General features: G+C 69.1%; 13 protein-coding genes. 9 read left to right on the plus strand and 4 right to left on the minus strand.

Annotated elements, in window-relative coordinates:
* The first annotated feature begins 18 nt into the window (after positions 1 to 18).
* The 4 genes from ACNS88_RS08290 (at position 19) to ACNS88_RS08305 (ending at position 4454) form a co-directional block, all read left to right on the plus strand.
* The gene (locus tag ACNS88_RS08290; RefSeq protein WP_435095685.1) at positions 19 to 1131 is read left to right on the plus strand and encodes an MBL fold metallo-hydrolase; all 1113 of its coding nucleotides are present in this window, start codon (positions 19 to 21) and stop codon (positions 1129 to 1131) included.
* 3 nt (positions 1132 to 1134) lie between these two features.
* On the plus strand, positions 1135 to 2424 hold the full coding sequence (locus ACNS88_RS08295) for an MFS transporter (RefSeq protein WP_435095687.1): 1290 nt from the start codon (positions 1135 to 1137) through the stop codon (positions 2422 to 2424).
* A gap of 170 nt (positions 2425 to 2594) precedes the next feature.
* Positions 2595 to 4004 carry an FAD-dependent oxidoreductase gene (locus ACNS88_RS08300; protein WP_435095690.1) on the plus strand — a complete coding sequence of 470 codons (1410 nt, stop codon included), beginning with the start codon at positions 2595 to 2597 and terminating at the stop codon, positions 4002 to 4004.
* 186 nt (positions 4005 to 4190) lie between these two features.
* Positions 4191 to 4454, plus strand: coding sequence for a hypothetical protein (locus ACNS88_RS08305; RefSeq protein ID WP_435095691.1), 264 nt, complete (start codon positions 4191 to 4193; stop codon positions 4452 to 4454).
* 59 nt (positions 4455 to 4513) lie between these two features.
* Here ACNS88_RS08305 and ACNS88_RS08310 read toward each other — a convergent pair whose 3' ends face one another.
* Positions 4514 to 5932: an HD domain-containing protein gene (locus ACNS88_RS08310; protein ID WP_435095693.1), complete on the minus strand. Its 1419-nt coding sequence runs from the start codon at positions 5930 to 5932 to the stop codon at positions 4514 to 4516.
* Positions 5933 to 6085: 153 nt separating this feature from the next.
* Between ACNS88_RS08310 and ACNS88_RS08315 the strand changes: the two genes are divergently transcribed.
* From ACNS88_RS08315 to mtnP, 3 genes are read left to right on the plus strand one after another with little or no spacing between them, the layout of a single operon-like run.
* Positions 6086 to 6256 carry a hypothetical protein gene (locus tag ACNS88_RS08315; protein WP_435095695.1) on the plus strand — a complete coding sequence of 57 codons (171 nt, stop codon included), beginning with the start codon at positions 6086 to 6088 and terminating at the stop codon, positions 6254 to 6256.
* On the plus strand, positions 6256 to 7251 hold the full coding sequence (locus ACNS88_RS08320; protein ID WP_435095697.1) for a YeiH family protein: 996 nt from the start codon (positions 6256 to 6258) through the stop codon (positions 7249 to 7251). The genes ACNS88_RS08315 and ACNS88_RS08320 overlap by 1 nt, the downstream gene beginning before the upstream one ends.
* Positions 7252 to 7295: 44 nt before the next feature.
* Entirely contained in the window at positions 7296 to 8180 is an 885-nt protein-coding gene (gene mtnP / locus ACNS88_RS08325) for an S-methyl-5'-thioadenosine phosphorylase (RefSeq protein ID WP_435095700.1), read from the plus strand.
* 24 nt (positions 8181 to 8204) lie between these two features.
* On the opposite strand, the gene ACNS88_RS08330 is transcribed toward mtnP, so the two are convergent.
* Positions 8205 to 8915 (minus strand): DUF7095 family protein, encoded by a 711-nt coding sequence (locus tag ACNS88_RS08330; protein ID WP_435095706.1) that lies wholly within the window; start codon positions 8913 to 8915, stop codon positions 8205 to 8207.
* 53 nt (positions 8916 to 8968) lie between these two features.
* On the minus strand, positions 8969 to 10744 hold the full coding sequence (gene polX, locus ACNS88_RS08335; protein ID WP_435095710.1) for a DNA polymerase/3'-5' exonuclease PolX: 1776 nt from the start codon (positions 10742 to 10744) through the stop codon (positions 8969 to 8971).
* A 557-nt stretch (positions 10745 to 11301) separates the two neighbouring features.
* On the opposite strand from polX, the gene dcd reads away from it, so the two are divergent.
* A complete protein-coding gene (dcd, locus tag ACNS88_RS08340) occupies positions 11302 to 11949 on the plus strand; it encodes a dCTP deaminase (protein ID WP_435095713.1) in 648 nt (215 codons plus the stop codon).
* Positions 11946 to 12854, plus strand: a complete 909-nt coding sequence (locus tag ACNS88_RS08345) for a thiamine-phosphate synthase family protein (protein WP_435095716.1) — start codon at positions 11946 to 11948, stop codon at positions 12852 to 12854. Before dcd ends, ACNS88_RS08345 begins: the two co-directional genes overlap by 4 nt.
* Before the next feature lie 3 nt (positions 12855 to 12857).
* Here ACNS88_RS08345 and ACNS88_RS08350 read toward each other — a convergent pair whose 3' ends face one another.
* Positions 12858 to 14534: a histidine kinase N-terminal 7TM domain-containing protein gene (locus ACNS88_RS08350; RefSeq protein ID WP_435095719.1), complete on the minus strand. Its 1677-nt coding sequence runs from the start codon at positions 14532 to 14534 to the stop codon at positions 12858 to 12860.
* Positions 14535 to 14629 lie beyond the last annotated feature (95 nt).

The following is a 14629-nucleotide window of genomic DNA, read 5'->3' on the forward strand; positions in this document are numbered from 1 at the left end:
CCGTTATCCCGGAGTACGATGCAGGAGCTATCGCCGGACGCGCTCAGCGAACAGCTGCGAAACGACGACGCGGGACCCCTCGTCCTCGACATCCGCCACGAAGCGGAGTTCGAGGAGTGGCACATCCCGGGCAGCGTCAACGTCGACGTGTACGACGAGCTGACCGGAGACCCCGAACGCGCCAAGCCGGCGCTCTCCGACCTCCCCCGTGAGTCGCGGATCGTCACCGTCTGCGCCGAGGGCGTCGTCTCGCAGACCGCGACGGACGTCCTCCGCGAGCTGGGCTACGACGCGGTGACGCTCACCGATGGGATGAGCGGGTGGAGCCGCGTCCACCGGCACGCCGAGCTACCCGTCGACCTCGACGACACGCTCGTTCAGGTCGCGCGCCCGGGCAAGGGCTGTCTCTCGCACGTCCTCGTCTCGGACGGCGAGGCCGCCGTCTTCGACCCGTCGCACTACCTCGACGAGTACGAGGCGGTCCTCGACGAGTACGACGCCGATCTCGTCGGCGTCTTCGACACGCACGCCCACGCCGACCACGTCTCCGGCGCCGCGGCGCTCGCCGACCGTCACGGCGTCCCCTACTCCCTCCACCCGAAGGACGCGCTCGCGCTCGACGCGACGCCGATCGAGGACGGCGAGGTCGTTGCCGTCGGCGGTCTCGACGTCGAGGTCGTCCACACGCCCGGACACAGCGAGGGGAGCGTCTCGTTCGATGTCGGCGGCGCGGCGCTGCTCACCGGCGACACCCTCTTCCACGAGAGCGTCGGCCGCGTCGAACTCGGCGTCGAGGCCGGCATCGAGGACGCCGACGTCGAAGGGAATGCGGCGACGCTCTACGAGAGCCTTCAACGGCTGCTGCGTAGGCCGGACGATGCGCTTGTACTGCCGGCACACGACCCCGGCTCGCCCGAACCGCCGGTGACCACGACCCTCGCGGAAGTCAAAGACCGGAACGACGACCTCGGCCGCGACCGCGAGACGTTTGTCGAGGAGCTCGCGTCGGACATCCCGGACCACCCGCCGAACTTCGAGCGCGTCAAGCGCACGAACGTGGGGCAAGAGTCGGTTCCGGCGGACGAGCTGGCCGAACTGGAACTCGGTCCCAACAACTGCGCGGCCGAGTGACCGATGAGCACGGCAACTGACGTCAAACAGGGGATCCGCGAACACCGCTGGCAGTTCTCGCTGCACGTCCTGCTCGTCTTCGCCACCGGGCTGACCATCGGGTCCGAGCGGACCGTCGTCCCCGCGCTCGGGGAGGAGGTCCTCGGCGTCGAGTCGTTCCTCGTGATCGGCTCGTTCGTCGTCTCCTTCGGGGTCGTGAAGTCGATCCTCAACCTCTACGCCGGCAAGTGGGGCGAGGAGTACGGCCGCAAGCCCGTGCTCGTCGCTGGGTGGGTCACGGCGCTCCCGCTGCCGGTCATCCTCATCTTCGCCCCGAGCTGGGGCTGGATCACCGTCGGGAACCTCCTGCTGGGGATCAACCAGGCGCTGACGTGGAGCATGGCGATCAACGCCAAGATCGACCTCGCGAGCCCCGAACAGCGTGGTCTCGCGGTCGGCATCGATGAGTCGTTCGGCTACACCGGCGTGGCCGTCGGCGCCTGGGTCACCGGCGTCATCGCCAGCCAGTGGAGCCTCCGACCGGAGCCGTTCTACTTCCTCGCCGTCGTCGTGGTGCTGGCGTTCCTCATTTCGGTCTTCCTGATCAAAGAGACCGTCCAGTACGCGGAGGCCGAGGGCGACGACGACGCTCGCGACGCGAACCTCCCGTTCAAGGAAGTGGTAAAGCGGGCGACCTACGGCGACCGGACGCTGTTCGCGGCGGCGCAGGCCGGTCACGTCGAGAACTTCGTCGACACGCTGTTCTGGATCGCCGTCCCGCTCTACCTGCTCGGACAGGGGCTCGACATCGCCGCGGTCGGGGCCGTGGTCGGCGTCCACAGCGCGATGTACTTCCTCCAGATCGGCACCGGCGGCCTCGCGGACCGGATCGGCCGACGGCCGCCGGTCATCGCCGGGATGTTCCTGGCCGGCGCGGGCGTGCTCGGGATGGTCCTCGTTGAGGGGTACCTCCCGTGGGCCGTTTTGGCCGGCGTCTCCGGGCTGGGGATGGCGCTGCTGTACCCGAACCTGATGACGGTGCCGAGCGACGCGGCCCACCCGACTTGGCGGTCGGCCGGGATGGGCGTCTACCGGATGTGGCGCGACTCGGGCTACGCCGTCGGCGCGGTCCTGATCGGCCTCTCGATGGAGTTCGTCAACGCCGAGGCCGCGTTCTACCTGACCGCCGTCCTGATGTTCCTCTCCGGCGCGATCGTGTACGTCTGGATGGAGGAGACGCATCCCGAGTTCGGGACCCACGAGCCGCCCGCTCCCGCACCCGAGTCGCCGCCCGAACCGACCGCACAGGACTAGCCGCCGGCTGGCGTCTCGGCGACGCGTCCTTTCGTGACCGCCGATCGGTTCGACATTCGTCGAACCTCAAAAACGACGAATGTAGGTCCTCTCCCGGCCGATTAGCGTCGAAAGATAGCAAGAACGTTAACGGACGAGTTCGTTTCGATGAGTGAGAGCTTTCACCACGCATGTCCGAGAACACTGATCTGATCATCGTCGGCGGGGGAATCAGCGGCGCGTCGCTTCTGTACACGGTGGCGAAGTTCACCGACATCGACGACGTGAGGCTGATAGAGAAGGAGCGGGAGATCGCCGCAATCAACTCCGATCGGACGAACAACTCCCAGACGCTGCACTTCGGCGACATCGAGACGAACTACACCCTCGAAAAGGCCGAGGAGGTCAAGGAGGGCGCGGAGCTGCTCGCGGGCTACCTCGAGGGGACCGACCCGGACCGCGAGATGCACAGCAAGCGCAGCAAGATGGTGCTCGGCGTCGGCGACGAGGAGGTCGCCAAGCTTGAGGAGCGCTACCGCGAGAACGGGTTCGGTGACCTCTACCCGAAGCTGCGCGAGATCGGCCGCGAGGAGATCGAGGAGTTAGAGCCGAAGGTCGTCGAGGGCCGCGAGCCGGGCACGGAGCTCAAGGCGCTTCAGACGCCGGACGGCTACGTCGTCGACTACGGCGCGGTCGCGAAGTCGTTCGTCGACGCCGCCCGCGAGGAGGAGGGCGTCGGCGTCCACCTCGGCACCGCGGTCGAGAACGTCGACGATGGCCGGGACGGCTTCACCGTTGAGACCGACGACGGCGACTTCGAGGCCGACGCGGTCGTCGTCGCCGCCGGCTCCCACAGCCTCCAGTTCGCGAAGGAGATGGGGTACGGCGAGCACATGTCGCTGCTCCCGGTCGCGGGGAGTTTCTTCCTCGCCCCCGATCTGCTGAACGGGAAGGTGTACACGCTGCAGATGAAGAAGCTCCCGTTTGCCGCGGTCCACGGGGACGCCGACGTCCACGACGACGGGGTCACCCGCTTCGGGCCCACCGCGAAGCTCGTCCCGGCGCTCGAACGCGGTCGGCTCTCGACCGTGAGCGACTTCGCCGACGTGTTCGGCTTCTCGCCCGCCTCGGTTCTGAGCTACGTCAACATCCTCTCGGACCGGATCCTCTTCCCCTACGTCGTGCGCAACCTCGTGTACGACATCCCCGAGGTCGGGAAACGCGCGTTCCTGCCGGACGTCCAGAAGGTCGTGCCGAGCGTCGATATCGACGACATCGAGCGCGCGAAGGGGTACGGCGGCGTGCGCCCCCAGATCGTCAACACGGAGACCAAGGAGCTCGACATGGGCGAAGCGAAGATCACCGGTGACGGGGTCCTGTTCAACATCACGCCCTCGCCGGGCGCCTCGACCGCGCTGAAGAACGCGATGACGGACGTCCAGACCGTCCTCGACTTCTTCGACGCGGACCACGAGTTCGACGAGGCGGCGTTCCGCGAGGCGACGATCGAGAACTTCCCGCGGGTCGACGACGAGGGTGGCGACGTCGAGGCCGAGGCGGGCGACTCCGACGACCGCGTCCCCGCCGAAGCCGACGACTGATCCGGTCGGGTCGACGCGCGCCGCGGGGAACCATCCGGATCGCCGCTCGGTACGGCTCGCTGCCGAGCGCGACGCCGCTATCCGATTTGAGTCGGTTGTGACCGGCTAAAATCGGCCCAAATCGCGCCAAAATCGGCTGCAGGGCCTTCGCCCCTTTTATCCACTCACCCGCGACGACGAGTCGCAATGTTCGAAGCAGATCCGCTCACGACGGCAACGCTCGCAACCGACGCGGCTCAGGTGGCTTTACAGGCCGGTCCGCCGGCGGACGCCGCCTCGCAGGCCCCCGCGTTCGTGCAACAGATCCTCTCCGAGATCGGCTCCACGGCCGGTAACGCGGCGGGCGGGATCGGCGAGACGATCAGCGGCATGACTCCCGGCGGAAGCGAGGCGGCTGCGGGCGCAAGCGACGCCGCGAACGGCGCCGCGGGGAATGCCCCCGGCCGATAACGGTCGCATTTCGACCGACATCCATCGTCTTATAAATGACACCGCTCGCTGACTCGTTTTCACGCCCGCGTCTCTTCGCCGACCTCCCGCTCGAACGCCTCCCGGAGCACCCGGATCGCCCGCCGCTTCGTCCCGTCGGGGACGAACACGAAGGGGATCGGCACGTCGAACGCGCGGTCGCCGTACAGCCCCCAGTCGCCGACGGATCGCGTTGTTCCGCCGTACGCGATGGGGATGTCCTCCAGCTCGTCGGGGTCGTAGGCGGGGACGTACGACCGGTCGATCCACACCTCGTGGACCGGCACGTCGAGGGCGTCGGCGAGGAGCCGCTCCAAGCGGTCATCGCCGTCGGTGAGCCACGCCGTGAACTCGTCGAGGTCTGGCCCGCCTTCCGTGCCGGCGAGGTCGCTTCCCACCCGGTCGGCCAGCGCGATCCGGTGTTTCCAACAGGTGGCCGGGAAGCGCCGCCCGCGGAAGCGGTCGTACATCGACGCCAGCGTCGAGTCGGGGTTCTCGCGGGCGGCGACCCGGAGGCGTTCGAGCACGGTGTTGTCGTCGAGTTCGCGGTCTAAGATCCCGTCGACGGTCACCGAGCTCTCGCCGGTCTCGGCCTCGTACTCGCCGAGCATCGCCTGCAGGAGCCGGTTGGCGTACACCGACTTGTGATGTTGGGTGACCCACATGTACAGCGCGATCCGCCCTTCGAGGTAGTTGCCGATGGTCGACAGCGCCTTTTCGGTGAGTGCCAGCCCCTCCTCGGGATGGGCGGTGTAGGCGTCGACCATGCGCTCGACGTCGAAGCTCAACACGCCCGCGCCGGTCATGTAGTTGTCTCGGGTGATGTAGTCGAGCCGGTCCACGTCGATGGGCGAGTGGAGCAGCTGCGCGCCGACCCCGTACTGCCACGGCTCGCCGCGCTCGTACGCGAGGCTGTAGCCGAGCACGTACGCGCACACCTCGAAGGGGTCCACGTCGAACGCGCGGAGCGCGTCGCCGTACTCCTCGACGATGATCACGCAGCCGAGCAGTTCGTGCGGACTCGCGGATCGGAGCGGAGCACCGCCGACGCCGGCCGAATCGAAGGCGTCGACCAGACCGGTCTCCGTGACGCGCTCTCGGAGCGTCCCCTCGTCGAGGAATCCCTCTGAGAGGTGCGAGAAGGGCGGGTGGCCGACGTCGTGGAGCAGACAGGCGCACTCCAGCGTGCGCTGGATCTCCTCTAACTCGTCGGTCGTCGCGCCCCGCGTGACGTACGACTGCCGACGGAGGTTCTCGAAGACGGTCCGGCCGAGGTGGTAGACGCCGAGCGAGTGCTCGAAGCGGGTGTGGTTCGCGCCCGGATACACGAGGTGCGTCGCCGAGAGCTGGCGGACGTACCGCAGCCGCTGGAACGGCCGGGTGTCGACGACGCCCTCGACGAGCGCGTCCGGCAGCTCGACGTAGCCGTGGACGGGGTCTTTGATCTGGGTGGTGGCCATCGATTATGAACACGACACGGCCCCGTGACGTGCCTTTTTCGGTCCGACACCGGACGCCGATTGTGTTTTCGATCCGACGCCGGGCGCCTCGCCGTTTTCTCTCGAACCGCGTGCTTCCGTCCTTATATATACCGAGCGCGGCGATCCCCACACATGGTATCGGACGCCGCCGACGGACCGGGCGACCGGACGGACGCCGCCGACGGGACCGACTCGCCGATCGTCGACCGGTGGCTCGCGCTCGATCGCGGCTGGCAGGCGCTCGCGCTCGGGCTGGGGGTCGTCGCCGCCCACGCCGCGGGACAGGCAGTGGGCCTCTTCTGATGGGCGTCCTCGCCGCCGCTCGGCCGTACCTCCCCGGGCTCGCGCTGCTCGCCGCCGGCGCGCTCCTCTCGCACTTCGTCGCCGGCGCGGTCGACGGGCTCCAGCCGCTCGTCGTCGCGGTCGGACTCGGTGCGCTCCTCGGCAACACCGTGGGAACGCCGGACGTGGCGGAGCCCGGCGTCGGCGTCGACAAGCTCTTCTTGGAGACCGGGATCGTCTTGCTCGGCGCGGCGGTCGTCGTCGAGGAGTTCCTCGCTGCGGGACCGACCGTCCTCGGACTCGTGGTCGTCGCCGTCGGCGGGGGGCTCCTGCTCGCGGAGGCGATCGCCCGGCTCCTCTTCCGGCTCGACGGGACGACGCCCTCGCTTTTGGCCGCCGGCGCGAGCATCTGCGGCGTCTCCGCGGTCGTCGCGATCGGCCGCGTCCTCGACGCGCGCGGGTCGGCGATCACGTTCGCGGCGGCGACGGTCCTCCTGTTCGACGCCGTCACGCTCGTCGCGTTCCCGATCGCGGGCGAGTGGCTCGGGCTCACCGGCCGCCAGTTCGGCGTCTGGGCCGGCGTGAGCATGTTCTCGACCGGCCCGGTCGCGGCCGCGGGGTTCGCGCACTCGCCGGAGGCGGGCCAGTGGGCGACTGTGACGAAGCTCGCGCGCAACTCCCTTTTAGGGGGCGTCGCCGTCGCCTACTCGCTCGCGTACACCGCGCGGTCGGCGACGGAGCCCGGCGTGCGCCGGCTGTGGGCGGAGTTCCCGAAGTTCCTGCTCGGCTTTCTCGTGGTCGCCGCGCTCGCGAACAGCGGGCTCCTCTCGCCGGCCGCGCTGGAGTCGATCGGGCGCGTGTCGGACGCGCTCTTCACGCTCGCGTTCGTCGGCCTCGGCTTCTCGATCCGGCTCCGCGAGATGCGCGAGGTCGGCGGCGCCGCCGTCGGCGCCGTCCTCGTCCACTTACTCGTCGTGAGCGCGCTCGCGCTGGCGGCGGTTCGGTGGCTGCTGTAGCCCTTTTTCAGTCTGTATAAGTAGCGGGCGGGCGCACTCCGAGTATGAGCACTATCGGCTTTATCGGCGGCAGCGGCATCTACGAGGCGCTGCCCCTCAACGACGTGCGCGAGGTCGAGTACGACACGCCCTACGGCGAGCCCAGCGACGCGATCACGATCGGCGAGTTCGGAGACACGGGCAGAGAGGTCGCCTTCCTCCCACGCCACGGCTCGAACCACGGCGTCTCGCCCACCGACCTCCCGTACCGCGCGAACATGTACGCCTTGAAACAGGCCGGCGTCACCCACATTTTCGCGTCGAACGCGGTCGGGAGTCTCAAGGAAGCGCTGGAGCCGGGCACGCTCGTCGTCCCCGACCAGATCTACGACCGGACGAAGCATCGCGACCTCTCCTTTTACGGCGACGGCGTCGTCGTCCACCAGCCGTTCGCGGACCCGTACAGCCCCGAGCTGGTCGATCACCTCACCGAGGCCGCGGAGTCGGCCGTGGGCGGCAACGGCGACGACGGCAACGACACGACCGTGGTGAAGGGCGGCACCTACGTCTGTATCGAGGGGCCGCAGTACTCGACGCGCGCGGAGTCGGAGTTTTATAAGGCGCAGGGGTGGGACCTGGTCGGCATGACCGCGATCCCGGAGGCCAAGCTCGCCCGCGAGGCCGAGATCGCGTACGCGACGATCGCCGGCGTCACCGACTACGACGTGTGGAAGGAAGACAGCGAGGTGACGCTCGCGGAGGTCCTCGAAAACGCCGAGCAGAACCAGAAAGCGATCAAGGCCGCCGTCGAGGAGGCCGTTCGGACGCTTCCCGACGAGTTCGAGTGCGACGCCCACACCGCGCTCGACGGCACCGTCAACACCCCCACCGAGGCGATCCCGGAGGACACCCGCGAGCGCGTCCAGCCGCTGCTCGGCGATTACTTATAAACGCGCTCGCCTGCTCGACCCGACTCAGACCATGTCGCCGCGCACCGACGCGCCCTCCTGTTCGGCCCGCTGTCGTTTGAGCACGTCTGCGGCCTCGTTCGCTACTCCCTCGTCGGCGCCGAGCATCCCGAGCGCGGCGGGTAGCGTCGGCATCGCCAGGGAGGCCTCGCGCAGCCGATCGAACGCCTCCTCGTCGCGGGTGCCGTCGACCCACAGACAGACCCCGCGGGGGTCGAGCACCTCCTCGTAGGCGTCGCGGGCGAGCGCCCCCTTCAGACGCTGGCGCACGTTGTCCTCGAAGCTCGCGTTACACACTTCGAGGTGGATCGGCTCGCTGTCGCCGGACTGCGTCCGGCTGTCACCGGGCGAAGCCCGGTTGCCCGAGGGACTCTGTCCCTCGCTGTCGGCCACGAGCTCGGCCGCGAGGCACTTGTGGGGAGCCGCGTACCCGTTGTCGCTCGTGCGGACGCGGTCCGGGTGCGCCTCGGCCCACTCGGCGCGGACAGAGGTGCCGACGCCCTTGACGCCGTACTCGGCCGCGAAGTCGGCGGCCGCCTCGCGATCGCCGCCCATGATAACGTCCTTGGTGAGGTACACGTCGAGCCGTTCGACCGGGTCGAGCCCGAGCGCCACGTCGCCGAAGGCCCACACCTCGCGGACGGGGACCGGCATGGTCTCGCGTTCGACGCGGTCGACGAGGGTCTCCAGCCGGTCGACGGCCTGCTCGCGGTCCATTACGAGACAGTAGGCGCGTCGCGGGCAAACCGGTTTCGCTCGGGGCCCGGGGGTTACAAGAGGAACGACCGCAGCCCGTTGAGCGACCGGGCGTTAAGCACGTCGGTGGTTTCGGCCCACCCCCGACGGGCGGTGCGGATCCCGTACGTGGCGTTGTCCAGCTCACGGGGCGAGTGCGCGTCCGTGTTCACGGCGATCGTCGCGCCCGCCTCGACCGCCGCACGGACGAACTCGCCGTCGGCGTCGAGGCGCGCGGGATTCGCGTTCACTTCGATCGCGGTGTCGGCGTCGGCCGCCGCCGTGACGATCGCCTCGACGTCCGGTTCGAGTCCCGGTCGTTCGTTTATCAGGCGGCCAGTGGGGTGGCCGAGAACGTCGACGTGCGGGTGTTTGGCGGCTCGGACCAATCGCTCGGTGGCGGCCTCGGCGTCCTGTCCGAGCGCCGAGTGAGGCGACGCGACGACCAAGTCGAGAGCGGCGAGCGTCTCGTCGGCGGTTGAGAGGTCGCCATCGGCGTCGACGTTCGCCTCGATCCCGTGGAGGATCGGGATGTCGACGCTCTCGGCCGCCTCGGCGACCGCCGCGGCCTGCGACTCGATCGCGTCCTCGTCGAGACCGACGCCACCGACCATCCCCGGTCCGGTCGCGTGGTCGGTGACGACGTGGTAGTCGTACCCCCGTTCGGCGGCGGCCCTCGCCATCTCGACGATCGAGAACCCCCCGTCCGACCAGTCGGTGTGCGTGTGGAGGTCTCCACGGAGGGCGGTCGGCTCGACGAGGAGCGGGAGTCGCCCCCCGGCGGCCGCCTCGACCTCGCCGTTGTCCTCCCGGAGCTCGGGCGGAACCGGCTCCATGTCGAGCGCCTCGTAGACGCCGTCCTCGGTCGCGCCGGCGACGCGCTCGCCGACGCGTTGGCCGTCGGCGTCCGCCCCGTCGTCGCCTGCGGCGTCCGAGTCGTCGATATCGCTCACGTCGAACAGGCCGTACTCGTTGAGCTTCAGACCGCGGTCGATCGCGCGGTTGCGCACCGCGACGTTGTGAGCGCGCGAGCCGGTGAAGTACTGAAGCGCGGCGCCGAACTCCTCGTCGTCGACGATCCGGAGGTCGACCCGGGTGCCGCTCGCGCGGACGCTCGCCTTCCCGGTGCCGGCCTCGATCGTCGCGTCGGCCTCGGGCCAGTCGGTGAACGCCTCGACGATGGGATCGCGCGCGTCGCTGGCGACGAGCAGGTCGATGTCGCCGATGGTGTCCTTCCAGCGTCGGATCGAGCCGCACACCTCGACCGACGCGACCGCGTCGAGGTCGTCGAGGTACGACAGCGCGGCGTCCGCGACCGGGCGGGCGTCGCCGAGCCGAGTGCGTTTGCGGGCCTCGCGCGCGAACGGGATGTTGTCGAGGATGTTCTCCTCTGTCGTCGCTCCGAAGCCGGAGACCTCTTGGATCTCACCTGCCTCGGCTGCCGCTTCGAGTTCGTCGAGCGTGGTGATTCCGAGCGCCTCGTAGAGGCTCCCGACCGTTTTCGGGCCGACGCCCTCGACCGCGGTCAGCGCCCCGATGTCGGCGGGCAGCTCCGAGCGGAGCGCCTCCAGCTCTTCGATCTCGCCGGTCTCGAAGTACTCGACGACCTTCGACGCGATGGCGTCGCCGACGCGGTCGATCTCGGCGACGGCGTCCTCGCCTTCCCCCGCGAGGTTCTCGATCGGCCCGGTGTGTTCGCGGACGTTCTCCGCGGCGCGGCGGTAGGCGGTCGGCTTGTACTCGACGCCGGTGGCTTCGAGCCGGTCGGCGAACTCCTCTAAGAGACCGGCGATCTCGTCGTTGCGGCTCATTGCGTGGGTGTTCGGTCGGACGGTACTAATAAGTGAGAGCGATCGAGACGCGCCGGTTGGTCGTTTATAAACGGTTGACAGCGGATTGACAACGAACTCCGCCAAAGCCCCAGCCGTTCAGTTATAAACGGTTGACAGCGGATCGACAACGAACTCCGCCAAAGCCCCAGCCGCGACGACTCGCGCGGCTCGGTGCGCTCCTTGACCGCTCGCTCACTTCGTTCGCGGTCTGCGGTGCTTCCATCGCCGAGCTTCGCCCTCGCGGCTGCCCCTTTGAGTCCCACCCGCACCGCAACCGCAGCCTCACGCCTCCCCAGCCTCGTCTGTCGTCCTCCGCGTTGCTCCGGACGACCGACTCCCTCGCGCGTGCGGTTCGTGGCCTATCGGCCACTCACCGGCACGCGCCGACCGCAGTACGCCTTATAAATGGCAGTCGCAATCGCCCCGTCTGATTGCGATCGACCGGTAAGCCGCGTGTTCGATCTCTTGATAGCGGCGGTGTGAGGACCGTCCGCGGATTCGGGAGTTTTTAACCCGGTCGGGGCCCCTCTCCCGACATGATCCTGTCGGACGCGGACATCCTCGACCGCCTCGCGGAGGGGGACCTCGTGGTCGAGCCCATCGACGACGTCGACCAGCAGGTCCAGCCCGCGAGCGTCGACCTGCGGCTCGGCGAGCGCTTCCTGGAGTTCCAGCGCACGAACATCCCCTGTATCCACCCGACCGAGGCCGACGAGGTCGGCGACTACGTCACGGAGACGCACGTCCCCGAGGGCGAGGAGTTCATCCTCCACCCGGGCGACTTCGTGCTCGGGACCACGACTGAGCGCGTCGAGATCCCGCCGGACCTGCTCGCGACCGTACAGGGCCGGTCGTCGCTCGGGCGGCTCGCGATCGTCATCCACGCGACCGCGGGGATCGTGGATCCGGGGTATAAAGGGCAGATCACGCTCGAGCTGTCGAACCTCGGCACCGCGCCCGTCGCGCTCACGCCCGGGATGCGCGTCTCACAGCTCATCTTCACGGAGCTCAAGTCGCCCGCGAATCGGCCGTACGGCGTCGAGCGCGGCTCGAAGTACCAGGACCAGGACGGCCCGCAGGCCTCCCGTATTGGCGCCGATCCGGAGTTCGGCGCCGACGGAGACGAAGAGACGGAGGGCGAAACCGCCACGGAGGGCGAAACCGCCACGGAGGGCGACACGTGAAGTTCATCGAAGAGGTCGTCGTCGACGAGTTCCTCCCGACCGTCCGCTCGATGCTGGCGGAGGACCTCCGCGATCGCGGCTTCACCCAGCGCGAGGTCGCCGACGCGCTCGGCATTTCCCAGTCGGCCGTCTCGAAGTACGCCCACGGCGACGTGGCCCGCCACGACCGGATCGTCGCAGACGAACGCGTGCGCGAACTCGTCGAGCGCGTGGGCGAGGGGCTCGCTGCGGGGGAGATGACGCCGGTCGCCGCACTCGTCGAGATCGAGGTGCTGATCCGGCGGCTGGAGGAGGGCGACCTCCTCGCGGAGCTCCACGAGGAGGCGATGCCCGCGCTCGCCGACGCCGAGGTGGAGTTCGTCGTCCACGACCCGGACAGCGGGCTTCGCGAGCGCGAGCGCGTCCTCTCGTCGGTTCGGCGCGGGCTCCAGACCCTGACGAACGCCTCCGGCTTCGCCGGGCTCATCCCGAACGTCGGCGCCAACGTCGCCGAGTGCCTCGACGACGCGCGGACGATCGACGACGTCGCTGCGGTGCCCGGTCGCCTCGTCGACGTGAAGGGGCAGGCGATGGTCCCGGGCGAGCCCGAATTCGGCGTGAGCGAACACGTCGCGACGGTGCTGCTCGCCGCGCGCGAGGCGGGCGCGACCGCCCGCGGCGCGGTGAACGTGCGGTACGCCCCAGAGACCGTCGAGGCGCTCGCCGCCGACCACCCGACGGTGGAGTTCGACCCCGAGCGTCCGACCCGGGAGGCGGTCACCGACGCGGTCGCCGCGGCCGACGCTTCGGACAGCGACGAGACCCTCGTCCTCTACCAGACGGGCGCGGTCGGCGTCGAGCCGATCGTCTACGTGCTCGCGCCGACCGCGGCGGCGGCGGCGCGAATCGTTCGCGGGCTGATCTGAATGCTACTTGGCGGCCGCTCGAACGTCGACGCCAGTGATTTCGAATCGGGCGCCGCCTGTCGATCCCTCGGTCGCGGCGATCGACCAGCCGTGCGCCTCGACGATGTCCCGAACGATGGCGAGTCCGAGGCCGGTCCCGTCCGAGCGGGTCGTGAACCCCACGTCGAAGACGGCATCGCGGTCCGCGTCGGGGATGCCCGGCCCGTCGTCCTCGAGGTAGAAGCCCTCGGTGAGCGGGCCGACGGTCACGGTCACCGGGCCGTCCGCGTGGTCGCGGGCGTTCCGGAACAGGTTGTCGAGGACCTGCCGGAGACGGTCGCGGTCCGCGGTCACCGTCACGTCCGTCGGCACGGTGACGTCGAGGCCCTCGTCTCCCGTCGAATCGCGCACCTCTGCGACGAGGCCCGCGAGCGACACCTCTCGCGGTTCCGTCACGGTGTCGCCCTGCTGAGACAGCCGGAGGAGGTCTTCGAGGAAGTCGTTCATCCGAGCGGCCGTGTCCTGTATCACATCGAGGTGTTCGGGGTCCCCGGTCTCTCTGGCGAGGTCGGCGTAGCCGTCGATGATCGAAAGCGGATTTCGGAGGTCGTGTGAGACGACCGACGCGAAGGCGTCCAGCCGCTCGTTCTGCCGTTCGAGCTCCCGCCGCTGTGTCTCGAGTTCCGTCACGTCCCGCATGAGGACCACCCAGCCGTAGCGGGTTCCGCCCCGCTCGATCGGCGACCGGTCGAGCTGGAAGAACGCTTCGCCGTCATCGGTTGATACCGTCGTGAGGGGTGACTCGTTGAGCGGGAGCCGGTCGTAGTCGGGGACGTGCGCCGCGAGGTCGGTTCCGACGACGCGCTCGCGGTCGCCGACGAGGGCCTCGGCCGCGGGGTTCACGTCGACGATCGATCCCGTGCGGTCGACGACCACCACACCGTCCCCGATCTGCGTCAGCACGATCCGCGCCGCGATCGGGGTCAGGTCCAGGAGCCGGTAGCGGAACACCGCCACCCCGAACAGCAGCGTCGAGAGAAGGAGAGACACCGGCGTCAGGTTGACCGCCTGCAACTCGCCGAGCGGACCGAGCGCGAGGACGTGCGCCACGTTCAGCCCGAGCGGCACGACCGCCCCGGCGGCCATCAGTCCGGCCTGCTGGCGGACGCGAGGGGCCGAGCGGAGCGACTCGCGGAGGATGACCCCAACTCCGACGACGATGATGAGGTACGAGTACGCGAGGTGAAGCTGGTACAGCGGACCGCTCTCGGTGACGAGCAGCGTTATCGACCCGGTCGTGACGAGCGAAGTGTCAGTCAGCGCGAGCGAGTACGGGTTCGTCGGGAGGGCGACGATCAGCGCCACCGGAATCGCGACGAGCGCCGCGACGGTCGAGCGGGTGAGGTAGTCGGCGCGGCCGGCGTAGCTCATCGCGAACGCGAACCACGCCGGCCCAACCAGCGCCGCGCCGACGTGCAACAGCTTGTACGCGGCGAGTTTCGCCTCGAGCGTCGGCGCCGCCAGTTGGACGGCGTACATCCCGGCCCAGATCGAACCGGTGACGCACAGCGCGACGAACGCGAGGACCGTCGGGGTCCGGGTTCCGTTTCTGGCGGAGCGGATACCGTACAGCGCCCACGCGAGTCCAGTCAGCGACGTGAAGAACAGCAGGAGCACGTACGGGGTCGTCTGCCAGTCCATTCCTGTTCGACCGGACGGATGGCCGTTCGGTATTTAAAACGGCCGAGACACTTCCGAACCAGCGGGCTTTAGGCCCGATCGACCGACACGACATA

The organism is Halorubrum shenae, from assembly GCF_051194165.1.
Lineage (GTDB): Archaea > Halobacteriota > Halobacteria > Halobacteriales > Haloferacaceae > Halorubrum.

Coding starts and splice junctions, on each gene's coding strand:
- ACNS88_RS08290 (WP_435095685.1), top strand. CDS start 19: ATGCAGGAGCTATCGCCGGACGCGCTCAGCGAACAGCTGCGAAACGAC.
- ACNS88_RS08295 (WP_435095687.1), top strand. CDS start 1,135: ATGAGCACGGCAACTGACGTCAAACAGGGGATCCGCGAACACCGCTGG.
- ACNS88_RS08300 (WP_435095690.1), top strand. CDS start 2,595: ATGTCCGAGAACACTGATCTGATCATCGTCGGCGGGGGAATCAGCGGC.
- ACNS88_RS08305 (WP_435095691.1), top strand. CDS start 4,191: ATGTTCGAAGCAGATCCGCTCACGACGGCAACGCTCGCAACCGACGCG.
- ACNS88_RS08310 (WP_435095693.1), bottom strand. CDS start 5,932: ATGGCCACCACCCAGATCAAAGACCCCGTCCACGGCTACGTCGAGCTG.
- ACNS88_RS08315 (WP_435095695.1), top strand. CDS start 6,086: ATGGTATCGGACGCCGCCGACGGACCGGGCGACCGGACGGACGCCGCC.
- ACNS88_RS08320 (WP_435095697.1), top strand. CDS start 6,256: ATGGGCGTCCTCGCCGCCGCTCGGCCGTACCTCCCCGGGCTCGCGCTG.
- mtnP (WP_435095700.1), top strand. CDS start 7,296: ATGAGCACTATCGGCTTTATCGGCGGCAGCGGCATCTACGAGGCGCTG.
- ACNS88_RS08330 (WP_435095706.1), bottom strand. CDS start 8,915: ATGGACCGCGAGCAGGCCGTCGACCGGCTGGAGACCCTCGTCGACCGC.
- polX (WP_435095710.1), bottom strand. CDS start 10,744: ATGAGCCGCAACGACGAGATCGCCGGTCTCTTAGAGGAGTTCGCCGAC.
- dcd (WP_435095713.1), top strand. CDS start 11,302: ATGATCCTGTCGGACGCGGACATCCTCGACCGCCTCGCGGAGGGGGAC.
- ACNS88_RS08350 (WP_435095719.1), bottom strand. CDS start 14,534: ATGGACTGGCAGACGACCCCGTACGTGCTCCTGCTGTTCTTCACGTCG.